This is a genomic window from Megalodesulfovibrio gigas DSM 1382 = ATCC 19364 (assembly GCF_000468495.1).
Classification (GTDB): Bacteria; Desulfobacterota; Desulfovibrionia; order Desulfovibrionales; family Desulfovibrionaceae; genus Megalodesulfovibrio; species Megalodesulfovibrio gigas.
Genome location: NC_022444.1, coordinates 897,427 through 916,657, shown reverse-complemented (window position 1 = coordinate 916,657; position 19,231 = coordinate 897,427). Strand labels below are relative to the sequence as shown.

13 protein-coding genes are annotated in these 19,231 nt (G+C 66.2%); 4 read left to right on the top strand and 9 right to left on the bottom strand.

From position 1 onward, the window contains the following. Positions 1-20 precede the first annotated feature (20 nt). The 5 genes from DGI_RS04005 to DGI_RS03985 form a co-directional block, all read right to left on the bottom strand. Complete coding sequence (locus tag DGI_RS04005) at positions 21-623, bottom strand: hypothetical protein (protein WP_021759426.1); 603 nt, start codon at positions 621-623, stop codon at positions 21-23. An 86-nt stretch (positions 624-709) separates the two neighbouring features. After that, positions 710-2,317, bottom strand: coding sequence for a glycosyltransferase family 9 protein (locus DGI_RS04000; protein WP_021759424.1), 1,608 nt, complete (start codon positions 2,315-2,317; stop codon positions 710-712). A 19-nt stretch (positions 2,318-2,336) separates the two neighbouring features. Further along, on the bottom strand, positions 2,337-2,975 hold the full coding sequence (locus tag DGI_RS03995) for an ABC transporter ATP-binding protein (protein WP_235619896.1): 639 nt from the start codon (positions 2,973-2,975) through the stop codon (positions 2,337-2,339). Positions 2,976-2,994: 19 nt separating this feature from the next. After that, entirely contained in the window at positions 2,995-3,804 is an 810-nt protein-coding gene (locus tag DGI_RS03990; RefSeq protein WP_021759420.1) for an ABC transporter permease, read from the bottom strand. Beyond that, positions 3,801-5,060: a hypothetical protein gene (locus DGI_RS03985; RefSeq protein WP_144284107.1), complete on the bottom strand. Its 1,260-nt coding sequence runs from the start codon at positions 5,058-5,060 to the stop codon at positions 3,801-3,803. Before DGI_RS03985 ends, DGI_RS03990 begins: the two co-directional genes overlap by 4 nt. Before the next feature lie 356 nt (positions 5,061-5,416). Between DGI_RS03985 and DGI_RS03980 the strand changes: the two genes are divergently transcribed. The 4 genes from DGI_RS03980 to DGI_RS03965 are packed head-to-tail and all read left to right on the top strand — an operon-like array spanning position 5,417 to position 13,375. Next, a complete protein-coding gene (locus DGI_RS03980; RefSeq protein ID WP_158407285.1) occupies positions 5,417-6,925 on the top strand; it encodes a TolC family protein in 1,509 nt (502 codons plus the stop codon). After that, the gene (locus DGI_RS03975) at positions 6,922-9,168 is read left to right on the top strand and encodes an efflux RND transporter periplasmic adaptor subunit (RefSeq protein WP_081696667.1); all 2,247 of its coding nucleotides are present in this window, start codon (positions 6,922-6,924) and stop codon (positions 9,166-9,168) included. The genes DGI_RS03980 and DGI_RS03975 overlap by 4 nt, the downstream gene beginning before the upstream one ends. A gap of 11 nt (positions 9,169-9,179) precedes the next feature. Further along, positions 9,180-13,064 (top strand): efflux RND transporter permease subunit, encoded by a 3,885-nt coding sequence (locus tag DGI_RS03970; protein WP_027192769.1) that lies wholly within the window; start codon positions 9,180-9,182, stop codon positions 13,062-13,064. A gap of 26 nt (positions 13,065-13,090) precedes the next feature. Beyond that, positions 13,091-13,375 carry an EF-hand domain-containing protein gene (locus DGI_RS03965; RefSeq protein ID WP_034606754.1) on the top strand — a complete coding sequence of 95 codons (285 nt, stop codon included), beginning with the start codon at positions 13,091-13,093 and terminating at the stop codon, positions 13,373-13,375. Between the two features lie 101 nt (positions 13,376-13,476). On the opposite strand, the gene DGI_RS03960 is transcribed toward DGI_RS03965, so the two are convergent. The 4 genes from DGI_RS03960 to DGI_RS03945 all read right to left on the bottom strand — a co-directional run bounded on the left by DGI_RS03960 (position 13,477) and on the right by DGI_RS03945 (position 19,151). Next, complete coding sequence (locus DGI_RS03960; RefSeq protein WP_021759414.1) at positions 13,477-14,244, bottom strand: fumarate reductase iron-sulfur subunit; 768 nt, start codon at positions 14,242-14,244, stop codon at positions 13,477-13,479. 12 nt (positions 14,245-14,256) lie between these two features. Continuing rightward, complete coding sequence (locus tag DGI_RS03955) at positions 14,257-16,104, bottom strand: fumarate reductase flavoprotein subunit (RefSeq protein ID WP_021759413.1); 1,848 nt, start codon at positions 16,102-16,104, stop codon at positions 14,257-14,259. A 10-nt stretch (positions 16,105-16,114) separates the two neighbouring features. Beyond that, on the bottom strand, positions 16,115-16,813 hold the full coding sequence (locus tag DGI_RS03950; protein ID WP_081696668.1) for a succinate dehydrogenase/fumarate reductase cytochrome b subunit: 699 nt from the start codon (positions 16,811-16,813) through the stop codon (positions 16,115-16,117). 130 nt (positions 16,814-16,943) lie between these two features. Then, entirely contained in the window at positions 16,944-19,151 is a 2,208-nt protein-coding gene (locus tag DGI_RS03945) for a C13 family peptidase (protein ID WP_021759411.1), read from the bottom strand. Between the last annotated feature and the right edge of the window lie 80 nt (positions 19,152-19,231).

Sequence of the window (19,231 nt, the reverse complement as noted above, 5' to 3'; positions counted from 1 at the left end):
TTTCACGTGAAAACGGGCGGCTAGGCCCCTTCCACCTTAATGTCTTCGCTCAGGCTGGTGAGAACGTGCTTCCACTTTTCCGTCGCCGGGTTGAATTCGTATTCCAGCAGGTCGGCGAGCAGGATCCAGTCCTCGTTTTCCATGACTTCGCTCATTTCGGAGAACAGGTCGCTGATTTCGCCGGCCAGGCGCTCGAAGTCGGGGTTATCGCGCATGGAAAACTCGTGGCGCAGCACGCCGACCATGCTGAGGAAGTCGCGGGTGACGTCCAGCAGATCCTGCAGCATTTCCAGGGCGCTGGCATCGTCGGCGCGCCGGAACAGGTCGGCCACGCTCTTGCTGCCGTGGTTCATCAGGCGCACCACCGTGTACAGCTCGTGGGTGATGTCCGCCGCCATTTGCTGCACGGAAACACTGACGATTTCCACGCTCTTGATGCCGCGGGTTTCGATGTCCTCGGCCTGATGGGGGTAGATTTCGCTGAAGGCTTCGCCGTCCACCAGCACGTCGGTGACAACGCGGTTTTCCAGGGCGCTGTCTTCGGAAAGATTCAGCAACAACTCTTCAAGATTGGCGAACGTGTCGAGGGAGCGGTCGATGGTGCGGCCGTCTATGGTGATCATGGCAATTCTCCGTTGCATGGTACGCGTGTACTGGGCAAACCCTGCCTGTGCAGGAGCCATGCAAGGAGTGTGCTACAAATGCGATGTCAGTCAGGAAGATGCAGTCGCCAGGCGGCCAGCAGGGTTTTGTATGCCGCGAGCATGCGGGCCACGGCGCGCAGGTCGTCGCCTTGCTCCTGGCCGGTGTTGGCGAACATGTATCCGAGGACATTGAAGTATGCGCTGCCCTCCCAGCTGGCTTGCAGCCGTTCCCAGGTGGCCAGGAACTTGCGTTTGATCGGGGGCAGGGAGGTTTGCACAAGGGCCTGGAGCTGGCCGTCCAGCAGGGTGAGCAGGGCCAGGGCGGTCTGGATTTCCGCCTGCACGGCTGCTGCGGCGGCTGGCGAAAGGCTGACGGGCGCTGCAGCCGGATCCAGCGGCAGGTTGTCAAGAAAACGACGATACATGCGGCGCTGCAGCCGGATCCAGCGGGTGCGGTCGGTTTCTTCGTGGCCGGAGAGGGATTCCAGGGTCATGAAGCCGCCTTCGGCCAGATCCACCCGGCTCAACCAGGCGCGTGCGCCGGCAAACTCCCTCCCGGTCTCGGCCCTGGTCCAGGTTCTGGCGGGCAGAAAACGGCCGATGGCCTCGGCCAGCATATCGCCGGCGATGACGTGGCGGCACTGATGCTCCCGCGGGCAGACGCTGCCATAGGCGCAGGGATGGCAGGGCAGGTCCGGCTCCAGGCTCAGACTGCCCGGGCGATACGGACCCGTATCCCATGGCTGGGCCGTGGCCAGAAAAATGGAGGCGATGTCCACCCCCAGGCCGGCGGCAAGGTGCATGGTGCCGGTGTCGTTGGTCACCAGAAGCACCAGACGCGTGAGCACGGCGGCCAGTTCCGTGAGGGAGGTCTTGCCTGCCGCCACGATGACCGGCCCCGCCGGGACCAGGGCGTGATAGGCCTCCACAAAGCGCTGGGCCAGGGGGACTTCCGCCGGGCTGCCCAGCACCACCGGCGTCAGACCATGGCGCTGCCAGAGCAGGGCAGCCATGGCGGCGAACTCCCGGATGGGCCAGCGCCGGCGCTCCTCGCTGGCGCCCAGCTGCAGGCCCACATACCCGCCAGGACTGGGGAACGCGTCAAACAGGGGCGCGATGGCCTGCATGGCTTCGGCCGAGGGGGGGAGAAGATGGTTGGGGCGCGGCATGTCTGGCAGGTCGGCTGCCTTCCAGAAGCTGTCCACCAGATTGAACGGGCTGCAGCCCCGGCGACGGGTGGAGGCCAGCAGAAACGACGCCCACGGATGGATGGTGCGCGAAAAACCCCAGGCATCCAGGCAGAAGCCGCGCTCCGGAGCTGGCGGCGTCCGGCTCAGACTCAGGAACCGCGACAGCAGCCGCGAGGGCACGGTGGCGGTGAGATTAAGCACATCGTCGGGCGGGAAGGCGGCGGAGATGTCCTGCCGGAAGGTCCAGGTGTCGGCCAGGGCCTTGGGCCAGCTGCGGTCCAGGGTTGCCAGAATTCTGGCGCCGGGCACGGCGGCCACAAAGGTCACATCCCGCAGCAGGCGTGCGGCATCCTGAAAGGTTTCCAGGCACAGAATGCCCACCTGGCGGCCCTGCATGGCCAGGCCGCTGGCCAGGGGCTGGGTTTGCAGCAGGTCGCCGAAGCGGGTGCAGTTGAGCACCAGCGTGCGGGGAGGGGGGGTCATGGGTGCCGCCGCTCCGGGATCAAAAGGTGATCTGCTGCCCTGCAAGCACGCGGTCGTACAGGGCGATGGCCTCTTTCGGGTCGTCGAACACGGCCAGGCGTCCCTGGTCGAGTACGGCGACCTTGTTGCAGTATTCCTGAATGACGCCGTAAAAATGGGAGACCATGATCAGGGACCGGTCGCCTTTTTCGTTGAACAGGGTGTCCTTGTACTTTTTGTTAAAGCGCTTGTCACCAACGGCAGAGATCTCGTCGATGAGATAGCAGTCAAAATCCACGGCCATGGAGATGGCAAAGGCCAGCCGGGCGCGCATGCCGGACGAATACGTATTCACCGGCTCGTACAGGTAGGTGCCGAGTTCGGAAAAATCCTTTACGTACTCAAGGGCCTGTTTGAACTCAACATTATAGATGCGGCTGATGAAGCGCAGATTGTCCGTCCCGGTCATGTGCCCCACGAACCCCCCCTGCAGGGCCAGCGGCCAGGAGACGGACATGGTCCGCTCGATTTCGCCGGAAGTGGGCAGTTCCGCACCGCTGATGACCCGGATCAGCGTTGATTTGCCGGCCCCGTTGCAGCCGAGGATGCCCAGCTTATCGCCCTTGTGAATGCAGAAGGAGATGTTCTTCAGGATGTCACGCGGGCCCTTCCGGGTCATATAGACTTTGCATATTTTTTTAGCTTCTACCATACACGGCCTCGGATTTCGTGTACTTGAGCATGGTGCAAAGGCACATGTATGACATGATGATATTTGAAGTAACTATATACACAGGGTCGTAGTAAGTGATCATGGATTCATTGAAGAATCCATCGCGCATCATTTCGGTGGCATGCACCATGGGGAACAACAGTGCAATCTCTCGGTATTCATGGGGAAGCCAGTCCACCATGAACAGCCCGCCAGTGCACAATACGTGCGCTACATTCAGTAATATGCATATCTTGGTGCCGAAACTGACGAGGGCAGACAGGGAGCCGGTAAGAATGCAAAGGTTGAATCCGTACCACTGCACCAATACCCATGAGTACATAATCAGTAGTGGGTCGTCCGGAAATGGAAGCATCGACAGCAGGTAGGCCAGCATAAACAACAGGATGAAGCTGGCCGTGGTGCAGGCCGCCTGGATGGTGGCTCGGGAAATCATCACGTCGAGCACTCGGACATTGCGGTGATAAAACAGCGGCAGATTGGAACTGATGACGTTGGTAGACTTCATGATCTGAAACCGGCACGACCACAGGATGCCATAGCCCGAGAGCGCGAACGCGGCCATGGAGAACTGCGCATTGCCCAGAGCGCGCCGGAAGATGAACAACGCGCTGAGCGCAAGCATGAAGATGCAGGGCTCCAGGATGACAAATAAGAAGCCCGCGCCCTTTCGGCCGGAAAGGTTCACGAACTCGCGCCGCAGCAGCGCACCCACCACGCGTTGCTGCACGGCCAGGGACTGCCGGATCGATGGCGGAGGCGCGCTGTTGCTCATTGCTCGCTGTGCTCCATGAGTCCGATCATGAGAATTTTGACGACGCCATACAACATTATCAACACCCCCACTGCCGTCAGGATGTTGCGGATGCGTTTGGGATAGATCGGCGTATCCGGCAGGTTGGGAGCAACAATGCGCTCCAGGTACAGCTGTTGGCGCTGCGCCTCGGAACGGGCCTGTTCCAGCGCGCCCAGCGCCGCACTCAGCCGCTTGTCGGAGAAGTCTCGGTCAAGCATCAACCGTTCGAATTCAATAACTTTTTGGGTGATGGAGTCCGAGCCGCCGGTCACCTTGGCCATCTCGTTGTCGATTTCTTTCTGCAACTCGTGGGCCCGCCGTTGCAACGCCTTCATCTGGGGGCTTTCGGAGGCAGATTCGCGAAACTGGGCGATGTGTCCTCGCACGGTGATCAGCTCTGCCTGCAGTTTGAACACCTGCTGCAGCTGCATGGTGGACTGTTGGGCCGGGTCGAAGAGGGTTTCCTGATCCCGGTACGCGGACAAAGCCAGCGCGCTGGCCTTGGCGTCCACCTCGGCCTCCTCCACCTGCTGGGCGGCGAAGGCAATCGTGTCGGTGCGGGCCCGTTCGTTGAGCTTGTTGATGAGCCCTTCGGCCAGCAACAGGAGTTCCGTGTTGATGCGCGTGGCGTCTTCCGGCGTGAACGCCTCCACCTTCAGGATGGCGATGGACGAGGTCAGGTCCACCTCCATCCTGACTCGCTTGCTGTAATACGCGAACAGTTCCTCGAAGCTGTCATCGAGGTTTAGGGGATTGAACCGGCTGAAGGGGTCGACGCCGTCCCGTGTGAAGGCGGCCCGCAGGTTGATGCTGTTGTCGATCAGCCGCAGCGCGTCGCGCGACAGCACGAAATCCTTGGCCGTAAAGGCTTCCTCGCGCGCGCTGGTGATCCCGACGCTTTGCAGCAACACCCCAAGGGAGGACGTGCTTTTGCGTTCCTGCTGGCGGACGACGAAGCGGGATTCCGAAAGGTATCTGTCGGTTTCAATGAAGCCGAAGTAGACGATGCACAGCAGCGAAGGAATGACTGTAATATAGAGAAAAAATTTGGCGTTCCTGCGTTTTGGGCGAGCCGGCTGCGCCTCTTGCGTCGCGCATTCAGTCGTGGGCTTGCCGAACATGGCTTTGAAAAATGGACGCTTGAGTCGAGAAACTCTCATATCCGTTCCTGTGTCGTGTGCGTGGAGAACCGTGAAGGGGGTCACATGGAATGAGCAACAAGGCGGGATGGCCATCGTGCGGCGGCATTGGCAGGCGTGAACGCCTGCACAACGACAGGGGGACAGCCGTACCGCAGGGGTGCTGTTGCAGATAGCAGCGCGGCAGCTACAACGGGGCGCATGAAAACACAACTGCCTGGAAATGTCCATATCTGGTCATGTCGCGGCAGTGTAAGCAATCTTTACAGGTGTTAACAATACGTACAGCCGGCGCATCGGTCGCGCGCGCCTTCGAGCCAACGTTTGCGTATTCGTGGCGGTGAGTCACGCTGGTGCAGGATTTGCTCCAGTACGTAAGTATGATATGTTGGTGTATCAAAATTGTATACCGCAAAAGTGGTGGAACAATGCGCGAGGTTGCAGGGGGGGCCATGGTCCAGGCATTGCCGAAGCGAGTCGCGGTTTCGTGGAAGGTGTGGACGGCATGGCTGGTCTGGGCCTGGGGCGTCTGCATCTGGCCTGCGCCGGGTGCCGCCATCGCCCTGGAAGCCCGGAGCGCCCAGAGCGCCCAGAGCTCCCAGGCATCCCAGGACTCCCAAGCCGCCCTGGAGTCCCTGGTGCAACACGCCATGGCGAACAATCCTCGCCTCAAGGCGGCCTGGAGCCGGGTGGAAGCCGCCCTGGAGAAGGTGCCCCAGGAACGCAGCCTGCAGGACCCTCGCCTCAGCCTGGGCTGGTTTGCCGTGCCGGCGGAAACCCGTGTCGGTCCGCAGGTGGCCCGGCTGGGGCTGACGCAGACCATCCCCTGGATCGGCAAGCTCATCGCCCGCGGCGACCGCGCCGCCCTGGAGGCCGAGGCCGAGAAGGCCCGCTTCGATGCCCTGCGGTTGACCATCACCTATGATGTCAAGCGGGTCTGGTACGAGCTGGCCGCCCTGGAAGAGGCCGTGCGCGTGGCCCGGGAGGCCGGGATCCTCCTGGAGCATCTGGAGGGGGTGATCCATGCCCGCTACGTGGCCGGCATGGCGCCCATGGCCGATCTGCTGGCCGTGCAGTCCGAGCGTGACCTGCTGGGAGATCGCGTCCGCACCCTGGAGGCCCGGCGCGGTCCGACGCTGGCCAGCCTCAATGCCGCCCTGCACCGACCCTTGGAGATGGCCCTGCCCGCCACGCCGGACATCCCCCTGTTCACCCTGGACCTGCAGGAAGCCGCCCTGGTGGAGCGCCTGGAAGCCATGAGCCCGCAGCTCAAGGTCTTTGAGCACCTGCTGGAGCGCGAGCGCAAGGGCGAGACCCTGGCCCGGCTGGACTACATCCCGGATTTCACCCTCGGCATCGAAACCACCATCACCAATCAGTGGGATGTCTATCGCGGCGTGGACAGCACAGGGCAGTGGATGTTCCCCGCCCCGCCGCCGGGAGACTCGGGCAAGGACCCGGTGGTGCTGTCCCTGTCCTTCACCCTGCCGATCTTCAACGAACGCCGCCAGGCCGCCACCCGCGAGGCCAGGGCCCGCCAGCTTGCCGCCATCAACGACCGCGACGGCCTGCGTGATCGCCTGGCTGCGGATCTGGTCATGGCCCGCTTCAACCTGGACGATGCCGCCCGCAAGACCGCCCTGTACCGGGAGGCCCTCCTTCCCCGGGCCGTGCAGGGCTTCGGCGCGGCCATCGGCGCCTATCAGGCCGGCACGGGCCGGTATGCGGAGCTGATCATGGCCCAGCGCAGCCTGCTGGAGCTGGAACTCAACGCCGTGCAGGCCCTGGCTGCCCAGGGGCAGCGGCTGGCGGAAATCGAGTCCCTGGTGGGCGAGGACCTGCCGGTGACGCCCGCGCCCGGCGGCTCCCTGCGCCAGGCCAGGGCCGGACTGGAGCGGCCGGATATCGCCAGGCCGGACACCACCACGTCAGGCATCAGCCACCAGGAGGGCATCCGATGACCCCGTTGCGAAAATCAGCGCCTCCGGCGCGCCGGATGGCCTGGGTATGGCTGTTGGCGGCGCTGCTGGCCTTTGGCGGCGGCTACTGGCTGGGCGGCGCGGGCGAATCCCACAAGGAACCAGCCATGGCCGGGCATGAGCACGAACACGCCGCGGCTGCCAACGGATCCGGGGCCAACGGATCCAGCACGGGCGAATCCGATGTCGCGTATTGGACCTGCTCCATGCATCCCTGGATCCGCCTGCCCGAGCCGGGGCTGTGCCCCATCTGCGCCATGGATCTCATCCCCGTCGCCAAGGGGCGACAGGAGGACGCGCCCACCAGCCTGCGCGCTGTGACCCTCAGTCCCGCGGCCCGGGCCCTGGCACAGGTGGCGCTGGCGCCGGTGGAGCGACGCACCGTGGACGTGGCCACCCGGCTGCTGGGACGCATCGAGGTGGACGAAACCAGCCAGGCCTACATCACCGCCCGCGTGGCCGGCCGGCTGGATCGGCTGCATGTGAACGTCACCGGCGGCATGGTCAAGGCCGGGCAGGTCATGGCCGAGATATATAGCCCCGAGCTGGTGGCCGCCCAGGCCGAGCTGCTGGAGGCCCGCAAGGCCGTGGCCCGTCTGGCGGCAGACGCACCGGCCCTGCTGCGCGACACCGCCGCCCGCACCGAACGCGCCGCCCTGGAAAAGCTGCGGCTGCTGGGCTTTTCCGCCGCCGAGACGGAGGCCGTGCTCAAGCGCGGCGCGCCGGCGGATCGCATGGCCCTGAGCGCCCCGGCGGGGGGCGTGGTGGTGCGCAAGGACGTGCAGGAAGGGGCCTATGTGGCCACGGGCACGCGACTGTACGCCATTGCGGACCTGTCCCGCGTCTGGGCCGTGTTCGAGGCCTACGAGGCGGACCTGCCCTGGCTGCGCATGGGCGCGGCGGTGCGTTTCGAAGCCACAGGCATTCCCGGCGAAACCTTCACCGGGGCGGTGGCGTTCATCGATCCGGTCATCGACACCATGACCCGTACCTTCCGCGTCCGCCTGGACGTGGCCAACCCCGGCGGCCGGCTCAAGCCGGGCATGCTGGTGCACGCCGTGCAGCAGACCGCTGCCGGCAACGGCAATGACGCCGCAGACGCAGGCCAGGTGCTGACCATCCCGGCTTCTGCGGCGCTGGTCACGGGCGCGCGGGCCATCGTCTATGTGGCCGATCCCGACACCCCCGGCAGCTATGCGGGCCGGGAAATCGTCCTGGGACCGCGCGCCGGAGATCGGTACGTGGTCCGCCAGGGCCTGGCCGAGGGCGAGATGGTGGTGGCCCGCGGCAATTTCCTGGTGGACAGCGCCGCCCAGCTCATGGCCGCACCGAGCATGATGCTGCCCGAGGGGGCCGGCGTCCCCGGGGCGTTGCCGGGCGTGCCCCCGCCCTTTTTGCGTCAGCTGCCGGGCCTGGATGCGCCGGCGGAGGCCGTGCGTGTCGCGGCCGGGGGTACGGATCTGGAAACCGGCCGGCAGGCCTTCGCCGCCCTGGGGCAGGCCCTGGCCGCCCTGGACGCCAGTACCCTGGTGGACGAGCCGGCCCTGCACTGGAAGGAGCTGGCCATGCTCCTGGGCAATGATGTCCGCCTGGGCCGCGACAGCCGCTCCATGACCGAACTGCGCGGGCACGCCCGGGATCTGGCCGCCCGCATGGACCGCCTGCGCCACACCTTCGACTATGCCGCCCTGGCCAGCGGATCGGGCGGACCGGGCGGACCGGGCGGACCGGGCGGGCCGGGCGCGCCGGCTCCCGAGGCCGTGCAGCAACAGCTGGGGGCCGTGCTGGCTGCCTACCTGCGGCTGCAGGAAGCCCTGGCCCGGGACGACGCCCCGGCCGCCCAGGCCGCGGTACAGGCCCTGGGAGACGTCTGGAGGACCGTGAAATCGGGCGCGGCCGGATTCGCCGGATTCTCGGACGAGGCCGCCGCCGCCTTTGCCGCCGTGCAGGCCGAGATGGATGCCGGGCTGGCCGTCATGCAGGATCAGGCGACCCTGGAGCAGGTGCGCGCCGGCTTCCAGCCCGTGTCCAACGCCCTCATCCAGGCCGCGCAGACTCTGGGAATCGTCAGCCAGGGCGAGCTGTTCCGGCTCCATTGCCCCATGGCCTTCGACTACCAGGGCGCAGACTGGCTGCAGCCTGATCCGGACATCCGCAACCCGTACTTCGGCCACCTCATGCCCGGTTGCGGCGACGTCACCGGCCAACTGCCCCTGGCGAAGTAGCGGAGTTGCCCATGCCGCCATCCCCGCTCAATCCCATTACGCTGACCATCCGATTTTTCCTGGAAAATCGTCTGGCCACGGTCCTGCTGGCCCTGCTTGTCCTGGGTTGGGGGCTCATGGTGGCCCCGTTCCATTGGGACACGGGCGGCCTGCCGCGCGACCCCGTGCACGTGGACGCCATCCCGGACATCGGCGAGAACCAGCAGATCGTCTTCACCGAGTGGCCGGGCCGTTCCCCCCAGGACATGGAAGATCAGGTGACGTATCCCCTCACCGTGTCCCTGCTGGGCGTGCCGGGCGTGAAGACGGTGCGCAGCTTCTCCATGTTCGGCTTCTCCAGCATTTATGTGATTTTCAACGAAGAGGTGGAGTTTTACTGGTCGCGTTCGCGGCTGCTGGAAAAGCTGGCCAGCCTGCCGCCGGGCACCCTGCCGGCCGGGGTGCGGCCCACCCTGGGGCCGGACGCCACGGCCCTGGGGCAGGTGTTCTGGTACACCCTGGAAGGCCGCGATGCCGACGGCACCCCCGCCGGCGGCTGGGATCTGGCCGAGCTGCGCACCATCCAGGATTATTACGTCCGCTATGCCCTGCTGGGGGTGGAAGGCATCAGCGAAGTGGCGTCCGCCGGCGGGTTCGTCAAGGAATACCAGGTCGATGTGGATCCAGAGGCCCTGCGCGCCGCCGGCATCAGCCTGGAGCAGGTGGTCAATGCCGTACGGCAGGCCAATCTGGACGTGGGCGCGCGGACCATCGAGGTCAACGGGCCGGAATATCTGGTCCGCGGCGTGGGCTTCATCAAGAGCGTGGAGGATTTGCAGGCCGCGGTGATTGTGGCGCGGGACGGCGTTCCCATCCGTGTGGGCGATGTGGCCCAGGTGGGCCTGGGGCCGGCCCTGCGTCGCGGTGTGCTGGACAAGGACGGCGCCGAGGCCGTGGGCGGCGTGGTGGTGGTGCGCCAGGGCGCCAATCCCCTGGAAGCCATCCAGCGGGTCAAGGAAAAGATCAAGGAAATCAGCCCAGGACTGCCGAGCAAGACCCTGCCCGATGGCCGCGTGAGCACTGTGCGCATCGTGCCCTTTTACGACCGCACCGGGCTTATCCAGGAGACCCTGGGCACCCTGGAGGAGGCCCTGACGCAACAGGTGCTCATCACCATCGTGGTGGTGGTGCTCTCGGTGCTGCACCTGTCCAGCTCGCTGCTCATTTCCTCGCTGCTGCCCCTGGCCATCGCCATGTGCTTCATCGCCATGAAAATCGCCGGGGTGGACGCCAACATCGTGGCCCTGTCGGGCATTGCCATCGCCATCGGGGTCATGGTGGATGTGGGCATCGTGCTGTGCGAGAACATCCTGCAGCACTTCGAACGCGCCCCGGCCGGGGCCTCGAAGATAGAGGTGATCTACGCCGCCGCCGCCGAGGTGGGCGGAGCCATCCTCACCAGCGTGGCCACCACGGCGGTGAGTTTTCTGCCGGTCTTCGCCATGGAAGGCCCCGAGGGCAAGCTGTTCAGGCCGCTGGCGTTCACCAAGACGTTCGCCATGGTGGCGGCCATTGTGGTGGGGCTGACCATGCTGCCGACCTTCGCCTCGTTGGTCATGGGGGACCGTGGCAAGGACGCCACGCTCCGGGCGCGCGGGCTGCGCTGGGGCAAAGGCGGGATCTATCTGGCCGCGGGCGTCGGCGCCTGGGCGTGGCTGGCCTGGTGGGCCGGGCTGCCCCTGCTGTACCTGGGCCTGCGGGCGCTGGTGACGCCGCGGCTCCCGGACCGGGTGGCCAGGGCCTGGGCCGTGCTGGACAACCTGGCCGCCGCCCTGGCCATCGTGGCCGTGCTGGCGGCGCACTGGATGCCCCTGGGCCACGGCGAGAGCCTGTGGCGGAACATCGGTTTTGCCGGCCTCGTCATCGCTGCGCTCATGGCTGGTTTTCTGGGAATGGTCCGCATCTACCCCTGGGTGCTGGGGCAGTTGCTGCGAATCAAGACGGCTTTTCTGCTGCTGCCGTTGCTGCTGCTGGGGCTGGGGGCGCTGGCCTGGCTGGGTGGCCCCCGGTGCTTTGCCTGGCTGCCGCAGGAGTGGCGGCAGTCCGGGGTCATGGTGGCCGTCAACCATGCGTTTCCGGGTCTGGGCAAGGAGTTCATGCCGCCCCTGGACGAGGGCGCGTTTCTGTTCATGCCCACCACCATGCCCCATGCCTCCCTGAGCGAGGTGCATGCGGTGCTGAAATATCAGGACATGGCCATCCAGGCCATTCCCGAGGTGGCCTTGGCCGTGGGCAAGCTGGGCCGGGCGGAAACGCCGTTGGACCCCGCGCCCGTGTCCATGATCGAAACCGTCATCAATTATCGAGACGAATATGCCCGGGACGAGCAGGGCCGGCTCCTGCGCTTCCGGTACGACGACACCCGCGAGGACTGGTACCGGTCCCTGGACGGCGCGCCACAGCCCGCGGCGGACGGCATGCCCTATGTGGTGCAAGGACGATTTGAACGGGACGAGACCGGGACGCTCATTGCCGATGACGCCGGCCAGCCGTTCCGGCAATGGCGGCCGCCTCTGGATCCGGCACGCAATCCCGGCCGCGAGGCCTGGGCCGGCATCCGCTCGCCCAATGACATCTGGGACGCCATTGTCGCGGCGGCAGAGGTGCCGGGCGTCACCGGCGCGCCCCGGCTGCAGCCCATTGCGGCGCGCATCGTCATGCTGCAGTCCGGCATGCGCGCGCCCATGGGGGTGAAGGTCAGGGGGCCGGACCTGCAGACCATCGAAGCCGTGGGCCTGCGGATCGAAGCCCTGCTCAAGGAAGTGCCCTCGGTGCAGGCGGCGGCGGTCATCGCGGATCGCATCGTGGGCAAGCCGTATCTGGAAATCGTCATTGATCGCGACGCCATCGCCCGTTACGGCGTGCGCATCGCCCAGGTGCAGGCGGTCATCGAGACGGCCGTGGGCGGCATGCCCGTCACCTATACCGTGGAAGGCCGCGAGCGGTACCCCGTGCGGGTGCGGTATCCGCGCGAGCTGCGGGACACGCCCGAGGCCCTGGAAAAGGTGGTGGTCACCGGGTCCATGGGCGAGGATGTGCCCCTGGCGCAGCTGGCGCACATCCGCTACGTGCGCGGGCCGCAGATGATCAAGAGCGAGGATACCTTCCTCACCGGGTATGTGCTCTTTGACCGCGTCCCCGAATACCCCGAAGTGGACGTGGTGGAGCACGCCAAGGCGTATCTGGAACAGCGTCAGGCCGCCGGGGATTTGGTGCTGCCGGCCGGCGTCAGCTACGCTTTTTCCGGCAGCTATGAGAACCAGATTCGCGCCCAGCAACGGCTGGCCGTGCTGCTGCCGCTGTGTCTGCTGCTCATCTTCCTGCTGCTGTATTTCCAGTTCAAGCGCATCTCGCTGACCATGCTGGTGTTTTCCGGCGTGCTCATGGCGTGGTCCGGCGGGTTTCTGATGCTGTGGTGCTACGGCCAGCCCTGGTTCCTGGACGCAACCATCCTGGGGGTGGATCTGCGGGCGCTGTTCCAGATCCATCCCGTGAACCTCAGTGTGGCGGTGTGGGTGGGCTTTCTGGCGCTCTTCGGCATTGCCACGGACGATGGCGTGCTCATGGCCACCTACCTGGGCCAGCAGATGGAGGGCCGACGGTTCGAGAGCAGGGAGGCCCTGCGCCGCGCCGTGGTGGAGGGCGCATCGCGCCGCATCCGGCCGGCCATGATGACCACGGCCACCACCATGCTGGCCCTGCTGCCGGTGCTCACGTCCACGGGGCGGGGGTCGGACATCATGGCGCCCATGGCCATCCCGTCCTTCGGCGGCATGGCCGTGGCCATGCTTACCTGGCTGACCACCCCGATCATCTATTGTTTGTACGAGGAACTGCGGCATACCCGCCGCGCATGAGAGCATTCCCTGAAGAGGAGGTACGCATGATTCGTGTGGCCATGTTGATGATGGCGGCAGCGTTGACGTTCGGTGCGATTGCGCCCGGTGTTGCCCTGGCCATGGACCAGGCCGGCCGGTCCAAGATGCATTTCGACATGATGGACAAGAACAAGGATGGCGGCGTGGACCTGGCGGAATACAAAAAGATGATGGGCCCGAACGCCGACGCCGCCTTTGCCGCCACGGACGCCGACGGCAACGGCGTCATCAGTCTGGAGGAGCTTACGGCCTACGAGGCGGCGCATGGCGGCCACGGCGGTCATCAATAGAACACGTTGTTTTTGAAAAGAACTCTCGGGGGAACACCTTTCTCAAGAAAGGTTTTCCCCCGAACCCCCTCTCGCACAGACCTGTGCACGCGTCAGTTGCGCTATTTTTTGCGGATTTTTTTCACGTCCCGGAAGAAGGGCAGCGTGCGCCTGAGGGCCGTGCCGGCCATCTTGCGGCGCAGGGCGGCCAGCTGGTCCTGCAGGGGCAGGTGCTTGGGGCAGACATCCTCGCAGGCCAGCAGGCCCATGCAGCCGAAAATGCCGGCATCGTCCCCGATGAGGTGGAAGTAGTCGGCATCCTTGCGCTCGTCCCGCGGATCCAGGCGGAAGCGGGCCACGCGGTTCAGGCCCGCCGCGCCCAGGAAGTCTTCCCGCATGCGGGCCGTGCCACAGGCGGCAATGCAGCAGCCGCACTCGATGCAGCGGTCCAGCTCGTAGATGGCCTCGGCGGTGGCGTTGGCCATGCGGGCTTCCTTTTTGGACGGGTCGAAGGCCTTGGCGGTGTGGATCCAGCTTTCCACGCGCTGGTACATCTCCCGGAACCAGACGCCGGTATCCACGCTCAAGTCCCCCACGAGCTTGAAGAAGGGCAGGGGCAGCAGGGTGACGGATTCGGGCAGGTCACGGGTTTTGGTGTGGCAGGCCAGGGCGGGCCGGCCGTTGACGACCATGGCGCAGGATCCGCACACGCCGGCGCGGCAGCAGAAGTCGAACTGCAGGCCGGGGTCGTGCTCCTCGCGGATCCGGTTCAGGGCGATGAACAGCGTCATGGCCGCGGTTTCGTTGAGGACAAAGGTATCCATGTGCGGCGTGGAGGCCGGGTCTGCAGGATTGTGCCGGAAGATGTGGAAGGTCAGGTTTCTGGCCATGGGGATGGTTCCTTACTCGCCTGCGGCAGGGGCAGTCGTGGGAGTGGCGGGGATGATGGTGCCGCCGCCGTAGCCGCGGTCGCCCGGGGGCAGGGGCCAGACTTTGGAGGCCGGCTCGTAGGTCAGGCGGGGCAGGTCTGCGCCGTCGGGCCAGGTGGCCAGGGTTCTGTTGAGCCAGTCGCGGTCGTTGCGTTCGGGGAAGTCCTCGCGGGTGTGGGAGCCGCGGGATTCCGTGCGGTTGAGCGCGCCATAGGCCACGCACAGGGCCAACCGGACCATGCCGGGCAGCTTGAGGGCCAGGGCCAGTTCCGGGTTGGCGCCCAGGCCGTTGGACCGCAGGGCGATGCGCCGGGCGCGGGCGTGGATTTCCTGCAGCCGGGCCACGCCGCGTTCCAGATCCGCGCCGTTGCGGTAGATGCCGGCGGCATCCTCCAGCACGTCGAACATGGCCTCGCGCACGTCATAGGCGTTTTCCATGCCGTTGCGGCCCTGCAGCAGGGCGTCGATGCGGGCCTGATCCCGCTGGACGGCATCGGCCACCGTCCGGGTGCTGATGGAGACCTCCGCGCCCTGGATGTATTCCACGATCGTCTGCCCCACGATGCCGCCGGCCACCACGGTTTCGGCCAGGGAGTTGCCGCCCAGGCGGTTGAAGCCGTGCATGTCCCAGCAGGCGGCCTCGCCGGCGCTGAACAGCCCCTTGAGGCCCTGGGCCGCACCGGTTTTGTCCGTGCGCACGCCGCCCATGGAGTAATGCTGCGTGGGCCGCACGGGGATGAGCTGGCGCACGGGATCGATGCCCAGGAAGGACTGGCAGATCTCGTCCACCTCCCTGAGCTTGGAGCGGATGTGCTTTTGGCCCAGGTGGCGGATGTCCAGCCACAGGTGGTCGCCGTAGGCGCTGGGCACGCCCTTGCCCTGGCGGATGTGGTGGACCATCCAGCGCGACACCACGTCCCGGGAGGCCAGCTCGGCCTTTTCCGGTTCGTAGATTTGCATGAAGCGCTCCTGGTTGACGTCCAGCAGCGTGCCGCCGTCGCCGCGGCAGCCTTCGGTCACCAGGATGTCCGTGGGGACGATGCCCGTGGGATGGAACTGCACGGCCTCCATGTTGCCCAGGGGGACCACGCCCGTATCCAGCACGGCGATGTGCCCGCCGCCGTCGTTGATGACGGCGTTGGTGGAGTGCCGGTAGATGCGGCCGAAGCCGCCCGTGGCCACCAGGGTGGCCTTGGCCATGTACGCCACGAGTTCGCCCGTGCGCAGGGAGCGGACCACCGCGCCCAGGCAGGTGTGGCCATCGTGGATGAGGGACAGGGCTTCCATGCGGTCATGGACGGCAACGCCGAGCTGGGCAGCGCGGTTGTCCATGGTGTAGAGCACGCTGTGGCCGGCGCCGTCGGAGGCGTAGCAGGTGCGCCACTTGGCGGTGCCGCCGAAGGCGCGGGCGTGGATGAGCCCTTCGTGTTCCTTCTTTTCCTGCTTCTTGAAGGGTTTTCCGCCCTTGTAATAGGTGTGCACCCCGGGCACCACGCGGTTCCAGGGCACGCCCCAATGGGCCAGGCGGCGCATTTCGATGGGGGCGGTATTGGCGAAGAGGCGGGCCACCTCCTGATCGCAGCCCCAGTCCGAGCCCTTGACCGTATCGGCAAAGTGCACATCCGGGCTGTCCCCCTCGCCCATGGCGCAGTTGCCCAGGGCCGCCTGCATGCCGCCCTGGGCGCAGACCGAGTGGGAGCGTCGCGCCGGCACCAGGGAGATGCAGATGACGCCAAGGCCGGCCTGGGCCGCCTCCACGGCGGCGCGCTCGCCGGCCAGCCCCGCGCCGATGCACAGCAAGTCGGTATAGATCGTCTGCATGGGGCGGTCCTTATTCCACGCTCAGGGTGAGGAAGCGGATGAGGGTGAGCAGGCCGATGCCCAGGAATACCAGCAGGAGGAGCTTTTCCGCCTGCAGGCCCAGGGGACGGCGGCGGCTGGAGATGAAGCCCCATTTGACCCCGAGGCGGTAAAACCCGATGGAGACGTGCAGCTCGACCATGGGCAGCAGCACGAGATACAGCAGCGTCCAGGGCCAGCGTTGCACCCGGGCCGCACTTTTGGCCGCGGTGATGGGCAGATCGGCCAGCACGGTCCACATGTGCGCGACCCCCAGCACCAGGATGACCAGGGCCGAGAGCACCTGCACCAGCCACAGCCAGGTGTCGCGGTGCCTAAGCAGCCGGGCGTGCTCCCAGAAGGTGCGCTGCGCCTGCGGCTGGAAGGGGATGCGTCGGGCGGCCAGGAGAAAATGCACCAGGAACAGCAGGCCGATGAGCGGCCCGCCCACCTGGGCCAGGCCCGTGGCCTCGAAGAAGCCGGCCAGGGTGTTCATGGTGGAGGGCCCCAGCAGCACGCTGGCTACCAGGAGCATGTGGGACCACATGAACAGGATGAGGGCTGCGCCAGTGCACAGTTGCAGCCAGTCTGCCCAGGCGGCCAGGACAGCGGTGGTGTGGGTTCGGGCGAGGCCGGGGCGTGCGCTGGCGGCGGCGGACGCCTGCACGGCGTAATGTGGGGGATTGGGCATGGAAACCTCCGTTCCGCAGGGCGCGTCTCGCCTGTCCCGGCACGGTTGCCGGCGGGACGGCCTGCAGTCGAGACATGCCCGCAGGATGCAGGGAATGTCAACAACGGCAGCCCGTCCCGCCGGCAGGACGTCATTGCAGGAGCAGCAGCCAGGGCGCGGGGGCCATCGGGCCTGCAGGGCTGAAGTGCAGGGCCGTGGCCTCGCCCAGGATGCTGGCGCCGTTGTGCAGGCCGAGGTGCATGCCTTTGTTCACGTGCTTCAGGGAGATGCCGATGGTCTTGTCCCGTCCGGACACCCTGCCGATGTGTGCGTTGCCGCTGCCGTAGTAGAACGAGATGCGCCCGTCCCGGTACAGCCGTGCCGCAACATTGACGGGGATGTTGTCCACATAGGTGGAAGCGACCCAGGAGAACGTCACCTGTTGCGCCGAGGCGGCGACGTAGATGTTCTGCCCTGTGCCGGCGGTGGTCAGATCGTCCCACAAGGGGGCCACGGCGGTGGCTGTGGCCAGTGTGTCCACGCGGTTGGTGCCGCTGCTGCCGGGAGAGGCGAAGTAGATGATGCCGTTGCTGGAGACGTAGGCCGTGGTGTGCTGCTGCCCGCCAAAGGGGAAGGCGAAGGGCAGGGTGTAGGCCCAGTATTGGTTGTCTGCCTTCCAGTTTGTGGCCGTGCCCAGGGAGGGATAGGGGTCGGCACTCTGGGTCTGGGTGTAGCCTGCGTAACGGGGGGCTGCGGTGCTGGGAGGGATGCCGTACAGGCTCAGGGTCCGGCCCAGGGTCCAGGGGCTGCTCCAGTAGGCGGAGCGCTCGCCCTCGTTGGACAGCTCCCCGTCCAGCAGCTCGGACTGGTATTGGTCGTTCGCCAGGGCGTACAGGTAGGCTTCCTCCATGGTCACGTGCCCGTCGTTGTTGGAGTCGCCCTTGGCGGCATTGGCCAGGGCCACGGTGACGTGGTAGGAGAACTCGTTGTAATTATAGTTGGGAGCCATGGCGTAGGAGTACTCCCACCAGCGCGAGGCGGACATGAGCACCCGGTTTGGTTTCTTGAGCGCTTCCACCATGCCGCCGGAGAAGCATTGTTCGAAGATGCCTGCCATGGCCTTGGCGTTCACCTTGTCCACCTCTGCGGCCAGTTCGCTGCCGGAGATGGATTCGCCCCAAAGGTCGAGCAGCACATCGGGCGTATTGTAGGGGTGTTCGTTGCCCTCCTGGGGTTCGCCATGGTCGGTGGTGAAGATGTACAGGATGTCGTCGGAGCCGAGGGCGCTGGCAAGCTGGTTGAACACCAGGGCGATGTTGGCCTTGGTGGCGCTGTATTTGATGTCTGCCACGCCGTCGTTGTTGAAGTCCAGGGGCGAGCTGACGCCGTCGCTGCGGTCCACGGCGGGGTCGGTGCCGTCGGCGAACAGCACATGGATGTTGGCGTCCAGAAAGCCGTACTGCTTGAGGGTCCTGAAGAAAAACGCGCAGTCGTTCCAGTAGCGGGGATAGTTGGACCAGCTGTTGTAGCCGCCGGAAATGATGACCGCATGCCGGTTGGCCGCCGGTGTGGCGGTGCTGGCCAGGTCGCGTGCATCGGCCGCGGCAGGTGCGGCGTCGGGCAGGAGCGCGGGGGACGGCAACGCTGCGCCATCGGGCCAGGTGGTCAGTTCCGTAAAGGGCTCCATGTTGGCTGGCGGCGTGCGCGAAGGTGTCACCACCAGTTCGCCGTTTTCGCGCACCAGGACAAAGCGGCAGGGGTGCGCCCAGTTGGCGGCAGGGACGTCATCCACAAAAAAGAGCCAGCCCGGGCCGCCGGCAAGACGCACCTCGCCCCGCCAGGTGGCGACGACGGCCTCTCCAGCCACCTGCTCCCGGGCCGCGTGGATGCGCCGGCCCTGGGCGCTGTGCCCCAGCAGGCGGGCCAGCAGCACGGCATAGGCCTCTTCCTGGGTGCGGACGCTGACGGCGGGGGCAGGGTCCGGCTCGGGGACGGGCGTCACGGCCAGGCCTGCGGGCATTGTCTTGACGGGGCGCACGTCCACCGTGGCATCCTCATGCACAACGGCGAGGAGATACGGCGGGCGGGATTCGGCCTGCAACCTGACGAGGAAGATCCACCCCGGCCCGCGGCCCAGGCGGAGGGTGTCCGAGTCTGCAGGCACCTCAACAGGTCCCGGGACCGGGGCCGCCTGCCCCAGGATTTCCTGCACGTCCGTGCGCGTGTGCAGGACATTCGCCACCAGACGATCGCGGGCCTGGGCATAGGTGGTGATGTCTGCCGCGGCTACAGTCTGTGGCCAGGCCGCGTTGGCCGCGAGGGCCAGGACCGCCAGGAGCCATCCCAGTCGAGCATGCATGTCGAGCCTCCGATGTTGCTGGGCGTGGGTGCGTTGGTGCAAGGGGCAGCGTCAATGGATGCCGGTATGTCAAGACGTAG

What these genes read in the sequence shown, in the direction of transcription:
- DGI_RS03970 (WP_027192769.1), top strand. Translation starts at nt 9,180, where the DNA reads ATGCCGCCATCCCCGCTCAATCCCATTACGCTGACCATCCGATTTTTC.
- DGI_RS04005 (WP_021759426.1), bottom strand. Translation starts at nt 623, where the DNA reads ATGATCACCATAGACGGCCGCACCATCGACCGCTCCCTCGACACGTTC.
- DGI_RS03950 (WP_081696668.1), bottom strand. Translation starts at nt 16,813, where the DNA reads ATGCCCAATCCCCCACATTACGCCGTGCAGGCGTCCGCCGCCGCCAGC.
- DGI_RS03955 (WP_021759413.1), bottom strand. Translation starts at nt 16,104, where the DNA reads ATGCAGACGATCTATACCGACTTGCTGTGCATCGGCGCGGGGCTGGCC.
- DGI_RS03995 (WP_235619896.1), bottom strand. Translation starts at nt 2,975, where the DNA reads ATGACCCGGAAGGGCCCGCGTGACATCCTGAAGAACATCTCCTTCTGC.
- DGI_RS03960 (WP_021759414.1), bottom strand. Translation starts at nt 14,244, where the DNA reads ATGGCCAGAAACCTGACCTTCCACATCTTCCGGCACAATCCTGCAGAC.
- DGI_RS03985 (WP_144284107.1), bottom strand. Translation starts at nt 5,060, where the DNA reads ATGGCCATCCCGCCTTGTTGCTCATTCCATGTGACCCCCTTCACGGTT.
- DGI_RS03990 (WP_021759420.1), bottom strand. Translation starts at nt 3,804, where the DNA reads ATGAGCAACAGCGCGCCTCCGCCATCGATCCGGCAGTCCCTGGCCGTG.
- DGI_RS03980 (WP_158407285.1), top strand. Translation starts at nt 5,417, where the DNA reads ATGGTCCAGGCATTGCCGAAGCGAGTCGCGGTTTCGTGGAAGGTGTGG.
- DGI_RS03965 (WP_034606754.1), top strand. Translation starts at nt 13,091, where the DNA reads ATGATTCGTGTGGCCATGTTGATGATGGCGGCAGCGTTGACGTTCGGT.
- DGI_RS04000 (WP_021759424.1), bottom strand. Translation starts at nt 2,317, where the DNA reads ATGACCCCCCCTCCCCGCACGCTGGTGCTCAACTGCACCCGCTTCGGC.
- DGI_RS03975 (WP_081696667.1), top strand. Translation starts at nt 6,922, where the DNA reads ATGACCCCGTTGCGAAAATCAGCGCCTCCGGCGCGCCGGATGGCCTGG.
- DGI_RS03945 (WP_021759411.1), bottom strand. Translation starts at nt 19,151, where the DNA reads ATGCATGCTCGACTGGGATGGCTCCTGGCGGTCCTGGCCCTCGCGGCC.